At 66.9% G+C, this 16,446-nt stretch carries 14 protein-coding genes; 8 read left to right on the top strand and 6 right to left on the bottom strand.

All coding sequences use genetic code 11. From position 1 onward, the window contains the following. Window positions 1-86: 86 nt before the first annotated feature. Both VG543_RS13220 and VG543_RS13215 read left to right on the top strand, forming a co-directional pair. Entirely contained in the window at window positions 87-803 is a 717-nt protein-coding gene (locus tag VG543_RS13220; RefSeq protein WP_010482545.1) for a response regulator, read from the top strand. Then, window positions 803-1,879, top strand: a complete 1,077-nt coding sequence (locus VG543_RS13215) for an ATP-binding protein (protein ID WP_021204537.1) — start codon at window positions 803-805, stop codon at window positions 1,877-1,879. Before VG543_RS13220 ends, VG543_RS13215 begins: the two co-directional genes overlap by 1 nt. Here VG543_RS13215 and VG543_RS13210 read toward each other — a convergent pair. The 3 genes from VG543_RS13210 to VG543_RS13200 all read right to left on the bottom strand — a co-directional run bounded on the left by VG543_RS13210 (window position 1,857) and on the right by VG543_RS13200 (window position 5,516). Then, on the bottom strand, window positions 1,857-3,695 hold the full coding sequence (locus VG543_RS13210) for a DUF4105 domain-containing protein (RefSeq protein ID WP_423178510.1): 1,839 nt from the start codon (window positions 3,693-3,695) through the stop codon (window positions 1,857-1,859). The genes VG543_RS13215 and VG543_RS13210 overlap by 23 nt on opposite strands. A gap of 70 nt (window positions 3,696-3,765) precedes the next feature. Next, the gene (locus VG543_RS13205; RefSeq protein ID WP_021204535.1) at window positions 3,766-4,065 is read right to left on the bottom strand and encodes a DUF2388 domain-containing protein; all 300 of its coding nucleotides are present in this window, start codon (window positions 4,063-4,065) and stop codon (window positions 3,766-3,768) included. Window positions 4,066-4,127: 62 nt separating this feature from the next. Continuing rightward, a complete protein-coding gene (locus VG543_RS13200) occupies window positions 4,128-5,516 on the bottom strand; it encodes an FAD-binding oxidoreductase (RefSeq protein WP_019661445.1) in 1,389 nt (462 codons plus the stop codon). A 169-nt stretch (window positions 5,517-5,685) separates the two neighbouring features. Here VG543_RS13200 and serA point away from each other — a divergent pair, with 169 nt between their 5' ends. Beyond that, entirely contained in the window at window positions 5,686-6,927 is a 1,242-nt protein-coding gene (serA, locus tag VG543_RS13195) for a phosphoglycerate dehydrogenase (protein WP_423178509.1), read from the top strand. Window positions 6,928-7,003: 76 nt separating this feature from the next. Here serA and VG543_RS13190 read toward each other — a convergent pair whose 3' ends face one another. Then, entirely contained in the window at window positions 7,004-7,396 is a 393-nt protein-coding gene (locus tag VG543_RS13190; RefSeq protein ID WP_423178508.1) for a hypothetical protein, read from the bottom strand. Next, window positions 7,396-8,010: an NUDIX hydrolase gene (locus VG543_RS13185; protein WP_423178507.1), complete on the bottom strand. Its 615-nt coding sequence runs from the start codon at window positions 8,008-8,010 to the stop codon at window positions 7,396-7,398. The genes VG543_RS13190 and VG543_RS13185 overlap by 1 nt, the downstream gene beginning before the upstream one ends. Before the next feature lie 132 nt (window positions 8,011-8,142). On the opposite strand from VG543_RS13185, the gene VG543_RS13180 reads away from it, so the two are divergent. The 5 genes from VG543_RS13180 to mtnC all read left to right on the top strand — a co-directional run bounded on the left by VG543_RS13180 (window position 8,143) and on the right by mtnC (window position 13,671). Then, window positions 8,143-9,618, top strand: a complete 1,476-nt coding sequence (locus tag VG543_RS13180; protein ID WP_005416354.1) for an amino acid permease — start codon at window positions 8,143-8,145, stop codon at window positions 9,616-9,618. Between the two features lie 82 nt (window positions 9,619-9,700). Then, window positions 9,701-11,128, top strand: coding sequence for an amino acid permease (locus VG543_RS13175; protein ID WP_049441190.1), 1,428 nt, complete (start codon window positions 9,701-9,703; stop codon window positions 11,126-11,128). A gap of 553 nt (window positions 11,129-11,681) precedes the next feature. After that, window positions 11,682-12,323, top strand: coding sequence for a methylthioribulose 1-phosphate dehydratase (locus VG543_RS13170; protein WP_026347187.1), 642 nt, complete (start codon window positions 11,682-11,684; stop codon window positions 12,321-12,323). A 91-nt stretch (window positions 12,324-12,414) separates the two neighbouring features. Then, entirely contained in the window at window positions 12,415-12,972 is a 558-nt protein-coding gene (locus VG543_RS13165; RefSeq protein ID WP_021204389.1) for a 1,2-dihydroxy-3-keto-5-methylthiopentene dioxygenase, read from the top strand. Between the two features lie 3 nt (window positions 12,973-12,975). After that, window positions 12,976-13,671, top strand: a complete 696-nt coding sequence (gene mtnC, locus VG543_RS13160; protein WP_251103349.1) for an acireductone synthase — start codon at window positions 12,976-12,978, stop codon at window positions 13,669-13,671. A gap of 129 nt (window positions 13,672-13,800) precedes the next feature. Here the strand turns inward: mtnC and VG543_RS13155 are convergent, their stop codons facing one another. Next, window positions 13,801-16,419: a beta-mannosidase gene (locus tag VG543_RS13155; protein WP_423178506.1), complete on the bottom strand. Its 2,619-nt coding sequence runs from the start codon at window positions 16,417-16,419 to the stop codon at window positions 13,801-13,803. Window positions 16,420-16,446 lie beyond the last annotated feature (27 nt).

Raw genomic sequence — 16,446 nt, 5'->3', positions numbered from 1 at the left:
GTGAAGTGTGCGTGGCGATGATGGGGTTTCGATGGAGGAACTGTGGAGATACGATGGAGGCAAGCACCTTAAGGCCCCGCCCCTGCATGCATGCCGCCCCTGCCCTCGCCGCCCTCGTCCTGATCGTCGAGGATGAGGCCGAGATCGCCGATATTCTCACCGCCTATCTGGAACGCGAAGGACTGCGTACGCTGCGCGCCGCCGACGGCCACAGCGCGCTGGACCTGCACCGCAGCGCCCGCCCCGACCTGGTCCTGCTTGATGTGCAGCTGCCGCGCCTGGATGGCTGGAGCGTGCTGACCCAGCTGCGCCAGCGCGGTGAAACGCCGGTGATCATGCTGACCGCACTGGACCAGGACCTGGACAAGCTCACCGCGCTGCGCATGGGCGCCGACGACTACGTGGTCAAGCCGTTCAATCCGGCCGAAGTGGCAGCACGCGTGCGCGCCGTGCTGCGGCGTACGTTGCGCGCCTCGCGCATGGACGCACCGACCGCGCTGCGGGCGGGCCCGCTGCTGATCGACTCGGCTACCCATGCCGTGCATGTGGAGGGCGAAGGCTACAGCCACGAAGTGCTGCTCACGCTCACCGAGTTCAAGCTGCTGCACTGCATGGCGCTGGCGCCGACCCGCATCTTCAGCCGCAGCGAACTGATGCACGAATGCCTGCCGGAAAGCGAAGCGCTGGAACGCACCGTCGACAGCCATGTCAGCAAGCTGCGCCGCAAACTCGATGACGTGGGCATGGTCAACGTCCCGGCCAGCGTGCGCGGTGTCGGCTACCGGTTGATGGCCGACCGCTGATGGCGCGCCTGCGCCGTTCCGGGCTCAGCCGCCACATCATCATCTCGATGTCGCTGATGGTGATCGGCGTCATCGTGATGATGATCCTGTCGTCGTGGCTGCTGTACGCGGTGCTGGTCGAGTTCTTCCCCGGCAGCACCGAGGAGCCGGAAAGCTGGCTGCCGACCGGGCCGGAACTGGCATGGATGGTGGGCGTGATCCTGACCGGACTGGCGCTGGCCATCGCCGCTTCGTTCCGTCTTGCGCACCGGATCCTGTCGCCACTGAATTCACTGGTGGACAGTGTGCGTGCGCTTGCCGGCGGCGACCTCGGGGCGCGCGCGAGCGTCGAGGAGAATTCGCCGGGTGAAGTGGCGACCCTGGTCGAGGACTTCAATGCAATGGCCCGCCGCCTGCAGCACATGGAGAGCGAGCGCGCGATGTGGCACGCGGCCATCGCCCATGAGCTGCGCACGCCGGTGACGATCCTGCGCGGTCGCCTGCAAGGGCTCGCCGAGGGCGTGTTCCAGCCGGACGAGTCACAGTTCCGCAGCCTGCTGGCGCAGGTCGAGGGCCTCTCGCGCCTGATCGAGGATCTGCGCGTGCTGAGCCTGTCCGACAACGCGCGGCTGGACGTACGTCGCGCGCGCACCGATGTGGTGGCCGAAGTGCATTCGGTGATGACCCTGGTCGATCCGCAGTTCCGCGCCGCCGGCTTCGTGCTGGAGCTGGAAACCAGCCGCGAGGAACACAACGCGCACTGCGACCCGACCCGCCTCCGCCAGGCGCTGCTGGCGCTGCTGGAGAACGCACGCCGCTATGCCAGCCCGGGCAAGGTGCGGATTGCCGTGCATGACACACCGGGACATGTGCAAGTGGCAATCGAGGATGAGGGCCCGGGCATCGATCCGGAGCTGCACGCCGACATCTTCAGCCCGTTCATGCGTGCCGACGGCTCACGTTCACGCCAGGGCGGCGGCAGTGGCCTCGGCCTGGCGGTGGTCAAGGCCATCGCCGACGCGCACGGCGGCCGCGTCTACTGCACGGCAGGCAACGCCGGCGGCAGCCGTTTCGTCATCGAACTGCCGCGCCAGTAGCGGGCGTGGCTGCCTGTTCCCGCAGGCGCGCGCCAAGTGCGGCGAGGTTGGCATCGATCGCATCCATCTCGTTGCGCTGGCCCACCGGCAACTGCTGGCGCAGTTGCACGCGCAGCGCCTGCCAGGCCGGCACCGCCTCTGCGCTGGCAGTGGCAACCGCTTCGGCCAGCACCGCCTGCTCATCGGCCAGCGGCAACCCGTAGCCGCCGTCCGCCAGCAGCGTACCCGGGCGCAACCATTGCCCACCCTGCTCCAGCAGCTGGCGCAGGCCGCGCGTCTCGGCACTGTCCGGTGCGGCCAGCAAGCGTCGTTTCAGCACATCGCGCGCACGCAGCTCGGCGCGGCGTTGCGCCGCCTGCTCCAGTAGCAGCAGCCCGGCGCTGGCACGCAGGTCACCCTGCAGCAGCCACGGCGCACGCTGCGGTGCGGGCAACTTCAGCCAGCCGCGCACATCGCGCGCGGGCAAGGCCAGCTGGGTCGCCGCCACTGTGAACAACTGCTGGTAGTGGTCGCGCGCGGAAGCGAAGTAATAGCCCTGTGCCTGCGCTGCGTTGCGGTCCGTGAGTACCCGCTCGTCGAGCATGCCCAGCCGCGCCAGCCGCCGCTTGAGACCGCGCGGACTCAGCTGGGCCAGCCCGTCCTCGCCCAGCCGGGGCACTCCGGCCTGCAGCAGCCTGGCGGTCTCCACCGCACAGTTGTTGCTGACGAAGTAATAGCGCCCGTCATAGCTCCAGTGCACCTGCGCGGTGCGCTCGAGCAGGCTGGCGATCTCGTCGCGTTGCAGCTGCAAGGGCAACGACTGCAGGCCCCGCAGTTCCACCTTGGTGTACTCGTCCACCACCTGCTGCAGCGGCAGCACGAACAGCCGCGACGGGTAGCCGCCGGTCAAGCCGCGCCAGTTGGAAATCTGCACATCGCCGACAAACGCGCGGAACGACAGCACGCGGTGGTACTCCAGGTCCAGGCGGCAGTCCGGACCCGGTGCACGGCCCGGCCGGCAGATCACCAGCCGCAGCATGCTGTGCCCCCAGCGGCTCATCGGCTGCGCACTGCCCTCGGCGAACAGGTAGTCCACGGCGTAGACACGCGCCGGGTCGAGCTGCAGCAGCGATGCCGCCCCCTCTTCCGATTCGGCCTGCAGCAATGGCAACGCGTTCGCGCAGTGCGACTGTGGCAGCGATGGCGGGGTTCCGAAATGGACCTGGAACCACTGCGCCAGTGCCGGGCGCCGGCAGGCGAACTCGCTGTCGAGCACGAAATGCTCGGCGTTCACTGCCAGGTACTCGGCCGGGTCCTTCAGTTCATACGCATCGGGACTGCGGTCACGGAAATCGTTGTCGCCACGGCCGAGATGCCAGGGCTTGCGCTGCCATCCAGCCAGATCACGCCAGCGCACACTGCGTGACCAGTTCGCCCCCGTACGGTCGGCGACATGGGTCAGTTCGTGTACCAGCGCGCTGCGGCGTGCGCGGCGCGCGCCGGGCACGGCATCATCCAACAGCTCGCGACGCAGGGCGATGCGCCCGGCGAACGCGCGGCCGTGCACATCGGCCGGCAGGTCATCGCGCCAGCGCACCTGGACCTGTGCCGGCAATGCGCGGAGCAGGCCATCCGGCAGCAGTGCCTGCACGTCGGCCAGGGTCTGCGTCGCCACCTGCTGCTGTGCAGGGCTCAACCCTGCCGGGTCCAGCTGCAGGCGATCAGCTGCGTGCGCGACGTGGGCGACCAGCAGTAGAGCCACGCCATGCGTGGCTGCGTTCCACCGGCCAAGCCTCTGTAGAGCCGAGCCATGCTCGGCTGCTGTTGCGATCCGCATGCGCCAGGCATTCAGCCGGGCATGGCTCGGCTCTACAGAACGCGATGTCGCCGGGGTCATGCAGTCCGGATCAACGCGCCAGCAACGCGCGGGCCAGTTCCAGGTCGCTCTGCTGCTGTGCGGCAGCACTCTGCTCACGCAGGTGGGCCAGCGCGGCCTGCAGGCGGGCGCCACGGATCTGGCCGTCGCTGGCGACGAACGCCGCAGCGTCGTCGCGCGCAGCCAGTACCACCTTGTCGTCACCCGAGCTGCTACCCGAGGAGCCGGAGGAGGCACCGGTGGCGGAACCGGCCGAGGTGCCGGCGAAGCTGGAAGCGAAGCCGGCCAGCGGCAGGGACAGCAGGGCGAGCAGCAGAAGCGGACGGGTCATCGGTTCGAAGCCGGTTGTGAGGATGCGTGGAGCGTAACGGGTGCGTGAAGGATTTGCCCGGCTCAAACGTCGAACAGCTTGCCGGGATTCAGCCGCGCTTGGGGATCGAACGCACGTTTGACCGCCTTCATCAGGGCGATCTCGGCCGGGCCGCGGGTGCTGTCCAGGTAGCCCTTCTTGACCAGGCCGATGCCGTGTTCAGCCGAGATGCTGCCATCGAACCGGGCCAGCACCTGCGCCAACAGCTTGGTCACGTGTTCACACTGCGCCACGAAATCGGCGTCGCTGGTGTCGTCGGGCTTGAGCACGTTGATGTGCAGGTTGCCGTCACCGATGTGGCCGAACCAGACCACGTCGAAGTGTGGGTAGGCCTGCCCGATCAGTGCCTGGGTCTCGGCCAGGAACGCAGGCATCGCCGAGATCCGCACCGAGACATCATTCTTGTAAGGTTTGTAGCGCGCCAGCGATTCGGTGATGCCTTCGCGCAGGCGCCACAGCTGGGCGGCCTGGGCGTCGCTGGCGCTGATCACCCCGTCGCTGACCCAGCCGTTGCCCATGCAGTCCTCGAAGGCGGCCATCGCCGCCGCTTCCTGCGCTTCGTCGTTGGCGGCGAACTCGGTGACCACGTAATACGGGTGCACCTCGTCGAACGGTGCCTGCGCACCATGCGCCAGCACGTGCTCCAGCGCCCGGTCGGTGAAGAACTCGAAGGCCTGCAGCTGCAGGCGCGCGCGGAACGCGGCGAACACCTGCATCAGCACCTCGAAGCTGGGCACGGCCAGCAGCATCACGTTGCTGGCTGGCGGCGGATCGGTGAGTTTCACTGTCGCCTCGACGATCACGCCCAGCGTGCCTTCCGAACCGATCAGCAGCTGGCGGAAGTCATAGCCGCTGGAGTTCTTGATCAGGCCCTTGTTGAGCTCCAGCAGTTCGCCGCTGGCGGTAACCACCTTCAGCCCGGCGATCCACTCGCGGGTGTTGCCGTAGCGGATCACACGGATGCCGCCAGCATTGGTGGCGATGTTGCCGCCGATCGTGCACGACCCGCGTGCAGCGAAATCCACCGGATAGATCAGGCCGTGGTCCAGCGCGGCGTTGTGCACGGCCTCCAGCGGCATGCCGGCCTGCACCACCAGGGTGCGATCGACCGCGTCGTAGGCCAGCGCCTTGTTCATCCGCTCCAGGCTGAGCACCAGCTCGCCATTGGCCGCCACCGCGCCACCGGAAAGGCCGGTACGGCCGCCGGACGGCACCACGGGCACGCCCTCACCCGCACTCCAGCGCATCACCGCCTGTACCTCCTCGACCGTGGCCGGCAGTGCGACCGCCAACGGCGCCGGCGTCCAGCGCCGGGTCCAGTCGCGCCCGTAATGCTCCAGGTCGGCCGGGTCGGTCTTCAGCTTCAGGCCGGGACAGGCCTGCTGCAGCGAGGCAATGCGGGAATCGGTCATGACGGTCCAGCGCGGGGCGTGAAGAACGGGCAAGCGTGCCAGCGGCACGCGCCAGCGTCCAGCCCTGCGAGCAGGCAGATAGCTACGGATGCAACCAATTGCGCACCGCACCATGAGCGCTGCGATCTGGCATAGTGGTTGGCCCCTGTCCCACTGGCCGTGTTGCCCCATGTCGCCGAAGAAGACCTCGTTCCCGAAGCAGGATATCCGCGTGCTGTTGCTGGAGGGGGTCAGCCAGACCGCCGTGGAGGTGTTCAGCGCGGCCGGCTACAGCCAGATCGAGGCGCACACCAAGGCACTGCCCGAGGACGAATTGAAGGCGCGCATCGCCGAGGCGCACATCGTCGGCATCCGCTCGCGCACCCAGCTCAGCGCCGAGGTGCTGGCCGAGGCCAAGCGCCTGATCGCGGTGGGCTGCTTCTGCATCGGCACCAACCAGGTCGACCTGGATGCGGCCGAACTGGCCGGCATCCCGGTGTTCAATGCGCCCTACTCCAATACCCGCAGCGTGGCCGAGCTGGTGATCGCCGAGGCGATCATGCTGACCCGCGGCATCCCGCAGAAGAACGCCGAATGCCATCGCGGCGGCTGGTCGAAGTCGGCCAGCGGCAGCCATGAAGTGCGCGGCAAGACGCTGGGCATCATTGGTTACGGCCACATCGGCACCCAGGTCGGCGTGCTGGCCGAATCGCTGGGCATGCAGGTGATCTTCCACGACGTGGAAACCAAGCTGGCGCTGGGCAATGCCCGTGCAGCGGCCAGCCTGGACGACCTGCTGGCGCGCGCCGACATCGTCACCCTGCACGTGCCGGAGACCCCGTCCACGCAGTGGATGATCGGCAGCACCGAGCTGGCGAAGATGCGCAAGGGCGCGCACCTGATCAACGCCGCGCGCGGCACCGTGGTCGACATCGATGCGCTGGACGCGGCCCTGGCCAGCGGCCACGTCGGTGGCGCCGCGCTGGACGTGTTCCCGGTCGAGCCGAAGGGCAACGGCGATATCTTCGAATCGCCGCTGACCAGCCACGACAACGTCATCCTCACCCCGCACGTCGGCGGCAGCACGCTGGAAGCGCAGGACAACATCGGCGTGGAAGTGGCGGCCAAGCTGGTGCGCTACAGCGACAACGGCAGCACCCTGTCGGCGGTCAACTTCCCGGAAGTGACCCTGCCCGAACACGAAGACAGCCTGCGCCTGCTGCACATCCACCAGAACGTGCCGGGCGTGCTGTCCAAGGTCAACGAGATCTTCTCGCGCCACAACGTCAACATCGACGGCCAGTTCCTGCGCACCGACCCGAAGGTGGGTTACGTGGTGATCGACATCACCGCCAGCGAGGCGCAGGCCGCCGCCGTGCGCGACGAACTGGCCGCGATTCCGGGCACGCTGCGGACGCGCATCCTGTATTGAGCAAGGCGTCGCCGGGCATGCCCCGGCGGATTGCTTCCGGCATCGCGCCATCCACGCATGGCGTGGATGGAACACCTCAGAACCTTACGGCGTGGAGGTTCTTGTAAAAGTCCCAATGGATCAGAACCCTGTCTTCCATCGACAGGAACAGCGTATCGACGAAATCCAGCTCCTCGGCATGAGCCAGCCAGTCCTGCAGGCGGCTGCCCAGTGAAGGTACCGCCCCATCCACCTGGACAACCGTCAACGCAGCCTCGCTTGGCAAGCCAACAGCATCTGCAATGGCGCTCAACTCCTGCGCCAGCCGCTCCCGCCCCACCCCGGGGACCCCCAGGCGCGATGGCACGCGCTCCCAGTCGATGCATGTGACGACTGGCAATGCAGCCTTGATCATCGCAAGGGCAGCATTCTGCTTCGCCTCGCCACAGGCATGAGCCGCAACAAACGCGGCACAGCCGTCCGAGAGCATCAACGTGCCAGCCACCGGCGCGCCATGCGCTGCATGGATTCATCCGATTCGGGGTCGGCCGCGACTTCGGTCACCGGCCGCCATGCCAGGTCAAGTGACTCCTCGCTGAGCACGAATGCCTCGCCACCGAGCGCGCGGATCACGAAACGCACGTCGTAGTGCCAGTGCCCCGGCACATCCTTGCGCTCCGGAATCCAGTGCTTGTCCAGATCGAAGATGGCCGGGTCTTCCAGCACCAGCCCGCTCAGGCCGGACTCCTCCTCGGCCTCCTTCAGCGCCACCTGGGCCAGGTCGCGGTCGCCGTCGGCGTGGCCACCCAGCTGCAGCCAGCGCTGCAGCTTGCGATGGTGGGTCAGCAGCAGGCGCTGGCCGTCGGCGCTGACCAGCCAGCAGCTCGCGGTGAAGTGGCCTGCAAGCCGCTCACGCCGGAACGGATCTTCCGGATCATCCAGCAATGTGCCGAATTCGGCAGCCAGTGTGTCGTGGGCGGGCTCGCGGCGGGCATAGTCCCGCAACAGACCGCGCAGGCGATCGTCAAGCACGGCAAGGGTTTCGGCGGTCTGGCGCATGAATGGGGGCGGTTCGGAAAAATACTGCTCATTATCGCCGTTCATTGTTGCGATTGCGCTTGTGCGTTGGCTTCAGCTTTGGCTAAGGTACAGCGGGCTGTTCGCACGGCCTTCACCATTCAAGGCAGCCGGCAACGTATCGGCCGCCCACCCCATCCGATCACTAGGAAGTACTGCATGCTGAAAGCTCTGTTGAGGGTCAAGCCGGTCCAGCCGGCCGGGCACGTCGATGCCGGCGAACCCATCGAAGGCAGCCTGGACGGCGAAGCCACGTTGAAACGGACCCTCACGGCTAAACACCTCATCCTGCTGGGCGTGGGTGCGGTGATCGGCGCAGGTATCTTCGTGCTGACCGGCCAGGCCGCAGCCAACCACGCGGGCCCGGCGGTCATGCTGTCGTTCGTGCTGGCCGGTTTCGCCTGTGCGCTGGCGGGCCTGTGCTATGCCGAGTTCGCGGCGATGATGCCGGTCTCCGGCAGTGCCTATTCCTATTCCTATGCCACCCTCGGCGAAGGCATGGCCTGGTTCATCGGCTGGTGCCTGGTGCTGGAGTACCTGTTCGCCTCGGCATCGGTCGCGGTGGGCTGGTCGGCCTACCTGATCAGTTTCATCACCACCACGCTGCACATGCCGTTCCCGGACCTGCTCAGCGCCGCGCCCATCGCCTGGACCGGCAGCGAGTTCGTCTCCTCCGGCAAGCTGTTCAACCTGCCTGCGGTGCTGATCGTGGCGGCGGTGTCCGGCCTGCTGTACGTGGGCGTGACCCAGTCGGCCTTCGTCAACGCCATCATCGTGGCGATCAAGGTCACCGTCATCTGCCTGTTCATCGGCATCGGCGCGGCCCATATCGACCCGGCCAACTGGCAGCCGTTCATCCCGGAAAACACCGGCGTGCCGGGTGAGTTCGGCTGGAGCGGCATCTTCCGCGCGGCCACCATCGTGTTCTTCGCCTATATCGGCTTCGATGCGGTCTCCACCGCCGCCGGCGAAACCAAAGACCCACAGCGCAACATGCCGATCGGCCTGCTCGGCTCGCTGGCGGTATGCACCATCGTCTACATCATCGTCTGCGCGGTACTGACCGGCATGATGCCGTACCACCTGCTGGGCACCGACAAGCCGGTGGCCACCGCACTGGAGCCCTACCCGACCTTGTCGTGGCTGAAGACCCTGGTCGAGATCGGCGCCATCGCCGGCCTGTCCTCGGTGGTGCTGGTGATGATGATGGGCCAGACCCGCATCGCCTACACCATTTCCCGCGACGGCCTGCTGCCGAAGTTCTTCGGCAAGGTCCACGCCCGGTTCCGCACGCCTTACTGGGCCACGATCGTGGTCGGCGTGATCGCCGCCGCGCTGGCCGGCCTGGTGCCGCTGAACGTGCTCGGCGAACTGGTGTCGATGGGCACCCTGCTGGCCTTCGCCACCGTCTGCATCGGCGTGCTGGTGCTGCGCTATACCAAGCCGGAGATCCATCGCCCGTTCCGCGTACCGGCGGTGTGGATCATCTGCCCGCTTGGCGCCGCGGCCTGCCTGTTCCTGTTCTGGCAGGCGTTCGTGGTGCACTGGCACCTGTTCGTCGGCTGGACCGTGCTGGGCATGCTGATTTACCTCGGCTACGGCATGCGCAACAGCAAGCTGGCCAAGTCGCCCTGATCCGCCTACGGGCCGGCCTCGCGCCGGCCCGTCCGTTTTCCCCGCGCGCCGCTCTTGGCGCGCTTCGACAAGACCACCACACATGTTCAAGCAACTGTGGGCCACCAAGCACCCGCATGCCGCCCATGAAGACGCCAACGGCCTGAGCCTGCGCCGCCACCTAGGCCCCTGGGGGCTGACCGCCCTCGGCATCGGCGCGGTGATCGGCGGCGGCATCTTCGTCATCACCGGCCAGGCGGCCGCCAACCACGCCGGCCCCGCGATCATGCTGTCGTTCGTGCTGGCCGCCATCTGCTGCGCCTTCTGCGCGCTGGCCTACGCCGAGTTCGCCTCGATGGTGCCGGTCTCCGGCAGCGCCTACACCTATACCTATGCCACCTTCGGCGAACTGTCGGCCTGGTTCATCGGCTGGATGCTGGTGCTCGAATACGGCGTCTCTGCATCGGCGGTGGCGGTCAGCTGGACCGGCTACTTCCTCAGCCTGCTCAGCCAGTTCGACATCCATCTACCGGCGGCGCTGGTCAGTGCGCCACTGGACGCACAGCTGCGGCCCACCGGCGCGATCGCCAACCTGCCCGCCGCGGCACTGGTACTGTTGCTGACCTGGCTGTGCTACGTCGGCATCAGCAAGTCCTCGGCGATGAACATGGCAATGGTCGTGCTCAAGACCGGCCTGATCGTGCTGGTCATCGTGGTCGGCTGGAAGTACGTGGACACCAGCAACTGGACCCCGTTCATTCCGGCCAATGAAGGCCCGGGCAAGTACGGCATGGAAGGCGTGCTGCGTGGCGCGGCGATGGTGTTCTTCGCCTACATCGGTTTCGAGGCGGTATCGGTGGCGGCCCAGGAATCGAAGAACCCGCAGCGTGACATGCCGATCGGCATGATGCTGTCGCTGGTGATCTGCACCGTGCTGTACATCGCGATGGCCGCAGTGATGACTGGCCTGGTGCCGTTCCAGCTGCTGGGCACCGACGAGCCGGTGGTGACTGCCGTGGCCGCACACCCGCAGCTGGGCTGGCTGCGCTGGGTGGTCGAGGTCGGCGCGCTGGTCGGCCTGTCATCGGTAGTGCTGGTGATGATCATCGGCCAGCCGCGCATCTTCATGATCATGGGCCGCGACGGTCTGCTGCCGCCGGTGTTCACCAGGATCCACCCGAAGTACCGCACCCCGCACATCAACACGGTGATCACCGGCATCGGCATCGCGCTGCTGGCGGCGCTGTTCCCGCTGGACATTCTCGGCGAGCTGACCTCGATGGGCACGCTGATTGCGTTCGCGGCGGTCTGCGCCGGCGTGCTGATCCTGCGCCGCACCCAACCGGACCTGCCGCGCCCTTTCCGCATGCCGATGGCCTGGCTGATCTGCAGCCTGGGCGTGCTGAGCTGCCTGGCGCTGCTGTCGGCGATGACGATGCACAACTGGATGCTGATGGGCGTCTGGACCTTCGTCGGTTTCGTGATCTATTTCTGCTACGGCTTCAGGCACAGCCGCCTGCGTGTGAAGTAGGGTTTTTTGCATTGCAGGGCCTGCGGCCCTGCACCCGCTGGAGCAACGTCAACAGCAACAGCTGGACTGAGGGTTTGGCGGGGAGGGGGGAGATTGCGGGGGACGCTGCAAGTACATCCCTGTAAGCTCGGTCGCCGCATCCATGCGGCTCACGCCCCCGCAACCTCCCCCCCCCCCGCCTCCGACAGTCTCCTGGCACGTCCGGTAGATCCACGCCATGCGTGGATGAATTGCGTCTGAGAGATGAATTCTCTCCGGTCGATGAATTCCCTGTAGAGCCGAGCCATGCTCGGCTCCGAGCAAGCGCAGCGCCGCGACCCGCTTTTCGCTTTTCCTTCTTCACTCCGTGGCCGGCCGTACACCGGAACCTGTCAGAGGCGGGGCGGGTGGGCCGTGTAGGGGCGTTGGCGCCATGGATGGCGCCATCGAGCTTACAGGGACGTACTTGCAGCGTCCCCTGCACGGCCCACCTGCCCCGCCCCGCCCATGAACCGCTCTATACGACCAGCCACGAGGGGCTCAGCCGTTGGCCGAATCCAGTAAAATCGCCGACATGAACGCCCCCACCTTCCCGTACGACACCGCGCGCCTGAGCGAACTGGCCCAGCTGCTGATCGACAACATCCGCGAACTGGCCCACGCCGGCTGGACCCCGGCCACCAGCAGCAACTTCTCCCACCGCCTGGACGACCGCCACGCGGCGATCACCGTCTCGGGCAAGGACAAGGGCCGCCTGATCGAGGATGACATCATGGTGGTGGACTTCGACGGCCAGGCCGTGGGCCGTCCGTTGCGCCCGTCCGCCGAGACCCTGCTGCACACCCAGCTGTACCGCCGCTTCCCGGAGGTCGGCTGCGTGCTGCATACGCATTCGCCGGTGCAGACCATCGCCTCGCGCCTGTATGCGCCGCAGGGCCACATCCGCCTGGAGGGTTACGAGCTGCTGAAGGCCTTCGCCGGCAACAGCACCCACGAGATGGCCATCGACGTGCCGGTGTTCGCCAATACCCAGGACATGAACGTGCTTTCGCAGCAGGTCGATGACCTGCTCGACCGGCAGAACCTGTGGGGCTACCTGATCGACGGCCATGGGCTGTACGCCTGGGGCCGCGATATGGCCGAAGCACGCCGCCACCTGGAAGCGTTCGAATTCCTGTTCCACTGCGAACTGGAACTGCGCAAGCTGCGCAGCTGAACCGGCGCGCAGGTGCAGATGCCGATCCGGAATCTGCGCCCCGCCCCCACCCTGCTACCCTGTCTTCCCCCGAGACGTTCAAGCTGCCGCCATGAGCCGACTGCGCATCTACGACGACACCCGCCCCGAATCGCCGCTGCTGGACACCCAGGACGGCGCGGTCATCGCTGCCGAACTGCAGAAGATCGGCGTCACCTTCGAGCGCTGGCAGGCCACCGCGCCAGTCGCGCCGGGCGCCAGCCAGGAGGAAGTGTTCGCCGCCTACCGTGCGGACATCGACCGCCTGGTCGCCGAGCGCGGCTTCAAGAGCGTGGACGTGGCCTCGATCGCCCCGGACAACCCGAACCGCGCCGAGCTGCGCAAGAAGTTCCTCGACGAGCACTTCCACAAGGAAGACGAGGTGCGCTTCTTCGTCGCCGGCTCCGGCCTGTTCACCCTGCACGTGGGTGACAAGGTCTATGAGATCGAGTGCGTGAAGGACGACCTGATCGCCGTGCCCGATGGCACCACCCACTGGTTCGACATGGGTGAGGAGCCGAGCTTCGTGGCGATCCGCTTCTTCACCGAGCCGGATGGCTGGGTCGGTCACTTCACCGGTACCGACATCGCGCAGAAATTCCCCCGTTACGTACCCACCCAGGCGTCCTGATCCATGCAGCCCCGCGTCATCCTGACCGACATCGAAGGCACCACCAGCAGCATCTCGTTCGTCAAGAACGTGCTGTTCCCCTATGCGCGCAAGGCGTTGCCCGCGTTTGTCGCCGAGCATGGCCAGCAGCCGGACGTCCGCCGCTGGCTGGATGCGGTCGCTGCCGAGATCGGCGGCGCCTGCCAGGACAGCCTGGTGGCCGAAACGCTGCAGGGCTGGATCGACCAGGACCGCAAGCACACCGCACTGAAGGCGCTGCAGGGCCTGATCTGGGACGAAGGCTACCGCCGCGGCGACTACACCGCGCACTTCTACCCGGAAGTAGCGCCGGTGCTGAAGGGCTGGCACGCTTCCGGCCTGCCGCTGTACGTGTACTCCTCCGGTTCGGTGCCGGCGCAGAAGCTGTTCTTCGGCTTCAGCGATGCCGGTGACCTCAGCCCGCTGGTGTCGGGCTGGTTCGATACCGAGATCGGCGGCAAGCGCGAGGCCGACAGCTACCGCCGCATCGTGCAGGCCATCGGCGTACCGGCCGGCGAGATCCTGTTCCTGTCCGATGTGGTGGAAGAGCTGGATGCCGCCCGTGAAGCCGGCCTGCAGACGCGCCTGATCGACCGCCGCGACGACTACCCGATGCCGCGCACCGGCCAGGCCGCCAATGGCCACGAGCGGGTCGAGAACTTCCAGCAGATCCAACTGTAAAAAAGAAAGGTGTGCGGACCAACGGTCCGCACCTACCCGGCTCCGCTTCTGGTAGTTGCCAACCTTGGTTGGCATACGGCCGATGTGTCAACCAAGGTTGACACCTACCAGAACATGGTTCACCTGCCCTCATCGATCGTTGAGGGTTTTCACCTTCAGCGCTTCGCGCAGGGTAACCAGATCCACCGGGCCGCGTACGGCGATATCGCGGGTTTCGCCCGGCAGCAAGTCCAGCAGGTTGTCTTCGACCTGCACATCCAGCGCACCGAAATCAATCCACGCCGCGCGCACGTAAGCCGCGCTTTCCAGCCGTAGTCGATAGTGGTCGCCTTCGATGGACAACGTGGCCTTGAGCTTCTGCCGCGGCAACATCTGGTCCTTGGCTTCGACGAATCCGACCACCTGCCGCGCGCTCACCGCCCCGTTCTGCAGCAGCTCGAACACGGCCACCGTGCGCTTCGGGTCGGCACCGGCCAGCAGCTCGGCATCGCGGAAATCACCGATCGAGGTCACACCCGACGCCGCCAGCGTCACCGCGACCTCGCGACGGCGCAGCACCTTCCCTTCCACGTCCATCACCCGCAGCCGCCAACGTGCATCCAGCGCCGCACCGTCATTGATCAGGCGTACCCGCGTACTACCCTCATCGCGCAGCGCCGCTACCGTGACCGGCGCGAAGAAGCGCCGCGCGGCGAAGTGCAGCGCCTTCCAGCGACCGAAGTAGTCCACGCTGGACCATGAAGCACCCGGCCAGACATCGTTGAGCTGCCAGTACAGCGAGCCCATCGTGTACGGCCGCGAAGCGCGATGGTGCAACGCGGCCAGCGCGATGCCATCGGCCTGCATCACCTGGCTGAGGTAGACAAAGTCCTCGAAGTCCTTCGGCGTGCCGTAGCCCAGTTCGATGTAGTGCAGCAGGCGGCTGTTGCCCTCGCCGGCCATGAATTTCTGGTGCGCGCGGATCACCGGGCTGTCGATGCGCTGCTCGGCGCGGGTGGCGATCTGGTCCACGGTGGCCACCGACGGCCATGCCTGCAGGCCGTACTCGGACATGAAGCGCGGCGTCTCGCGCAGGTAAGCCTGCACCGGCAGCGCCGGATTGCCCCAGACCTGCCAGTAGTGCTTGTCGCCACGGGTCGAGTCGTTCGCCTTTTCGTCCAGGTCGTTGCTGGGCGAGCTGGACCAGTACGGTACGCCCAGCCCCTCCTCACCCACTACCTGACGCAGATCATTGCCGAACAGGTCGACATAGCCCTGCCAGACCTTCGCTGCAAACGCAGGGTCGGCTGCCTTCAGGTCGCGACCGTGGCCCCAGTCCTTCCAGGCGGTTTCTTCCTCGTTGTTGCCACACCACAGCACGATGCTGGGGTGATGGCGCAGCCGGCGCACATTGTCGCGTGCCTCGGCCACCACGCTGGCACGGAAGACCGGATCGTAGCCCGGCTGCATGCCACCACCGAACATGAAGTCCTGCCAGACCAGCAGGCCCAGTTCGTCGGCGATGTCGAAGAACGCATCGTCCTCGTAGTAGCCGCCACCCCAGTTGCGCAGCATGTTCATGTTGGCGTCGCGTGCGGCGGTCAGCACCTGGCGCAGGCGCGCGGCGTCGACCCGTGCGGGGAAGGCATCGAACGGAATGACGTTGGCGCCCTTGGCGAAGATCTCCACGCCGTTGATGACGAAAGCGAAGCCCTGCCCGCCCTTGCCGTCTTCCTCGCGGCGCAGTTCAACCGTGCGCAGGCCGATGCGCTGCTCGCGCACCAGCTCCGGCGGGCCACCTTGGTCCAGGCGGGCCCGCACCGTGTAGCGGTCCTGCGCGCCGTGGCCGACTGGCCACCAGCGCCGCGGATCGGCCAGTTCAACCGGAACCTCGATGCTGTTCTGGCCGGGCTTCAGCAGCACCGTGCGCTGCACCTGGGCCACGTTGCGGCCCTGCGGATCCTGCACATCCACATTCACCACGGCCGAGCCCGCCGCCGCACCCTGCTCCACTCGCAGCAGCACGGCCAGCTTCGCCTGCTCCGCGCTCAATGCATCCGTGCGCACCGCAAGATCGGTCAGGCGGTGCGCGTCCCAAGCCTGCAGATCGATTCCGCGCCAGACGCCGGCGGTGACATAGCGCGGACCCCAGTCCCAGCCGAAGTGGTAGGCCGGCTTGCGCGCGAAGTTGCCGACCATCGCGTCCTTCGGCTCATCGCCATACGGCGACGGGTAGTTGCCAGCGATCTTGTGCGGCATTGCCTGCACGCCCGGCAGCAGGGTGCGGATCGGCGAACGGAACACGATCTGCAGTTCATTGTTGCTCGCACGGAGGCGGCCTTCGACCCGGGCACGCCACGTGCGGTGTGCGTTGTCCGCGCGCAGCAGCGGCTTTCCGTTGAGGCTGACCTCGGCGTAGGTATCCAGCCCATCGAAGCGCAGTTCGGCATTGGGCTTGGCCAGCGTCACCGCATCCACGTCAAAGCGTGCGCGGTACTCCCAGGCCGCCAGGCCGATCCACTGTAGTTCGGCCTCCGGCGCGCCAACGTACGGATCGCGGATCAGCGCGTGGGCCAGCAGGTCGGTGTGCACGCTGCCGGGCACCTGGGCCGCACGCCACTGCTGCAGACCGGGATGGGCGGCGCCCTGCGCGTCGCCGGGCAGCATGCGGAACTCCCACTGCGCCTGCAGCGGAGCTGCAGCTACCGGGAAGGAGGAGGCTGCAACCAGCAGCAGGAGCAGGCGGACAACGAGGGGAAGGCGATGCACGGGATGCTCCTGTTTTTCCGCCGGGCA

The sequence above is a fragment of the Stenotrophomonas sp. CASM101 genome (assembly GCF_049384845.1).
GTDB classification, from domain to species: Bacteria; Pseudomonadota; Gammaproteobacteria; order Xanthomonadales; family Xanthomonadaceae; genus Stenotrophomonas; species Stenotrophomonas hibiscicola.
The sequence above is the reverse complement of the archived record's forward strand: the minus strand, read 5'-3'. Positions and strand labels throughout refer to the sequence as shown.

Coding starts and splice junctions, on each gene's coding strand:
- VG543_RS13220 (WP_010482545.1), top strand. CDS start 87: ATGCATGCCGCCCCTGCCCTCGCCGCCCTCGTCCTGATCGTCGAGGAT.
- VG543_RS13190 (WP_423178508.1), bottom strand. CDS start 7,396: ATGCTCTCGGACGGCTGTGCCGCGTTTGTTGCGGCTCATGCCTGTGGC.
- VG543_RS13165 (WP_021204389.1), top strand. CDS start 12,415: ATGAGCCGACTGCGCATCTACGACGACACCCGCCCCGAATCGCCGCTG.
- VG543_RS13215 (WP_021204537.1), top strand. CDS start 803: ATGGCGCGCCTGCGCCGTTCCGGGCTCAGCCGCCACATCATCATCTCG.
- serA (WP_423178509.1), top strand. CDS start 5,686: ATGTCGCCGAAGAAGACCTCGTTCCCGAAGCAGGATATCCGCGTGCTG.
- VG543_RS13205 (WP_021204535.1), bottom strand. CDS start 4,065: ATGACCCGTCCGCTTCTGCTGCTCGCCCTGCTGTCCCTGCCGCTGGCC.
- VG543_RS13175 (WP_049441190.1), top strand. CDS start 9,701: ATGTTCAAGCAACTGTGGGCCACCAAGCACCCGCATGCCGCCCATGAA.
- mtnC (WP_251103349.1), top strand. CDS start 12,976: ATGCAGCCCCGCGTCATCCTGACCGACATCGAAGGCACCACCAGCAGC.
- VG543_RS13200 (WP_019661445.1), bottom strand. CDS start 5,516: ATGACCGATTCCCGCATTGCCTCGCTGCAGCAGGCCTGTCCCGGCCTG.
- VG543_RS13210 (WP_423178510.1), bottom strand. CDS start 3,695: ATGCGGATCGCAACAGCAGCCGAGCATGGCTCGGCTCTACAGAGGCTT.
- VG543_RS13180 (WP_005416354.1), top strand. CDS start 8,143: ATGCTGAAAGCTCTGTTGAGGGTCAAGCCGGTCCAGCCGGCCGGGCAC.
- VG543_RS13170 (WP_026347187.1), top strand. CDS start 11,682: ATGAACGCCCCCACCTTCCCGTACGACACCGCGCGCCTGAGCGAACTG.
- VG543_RS13185 (WP_423178507.1), bottom strand. CDS start 8,010: ATGAACGGCGATAATGAGCAGTATTTTTCCGAACCGCCCCCATTCATG.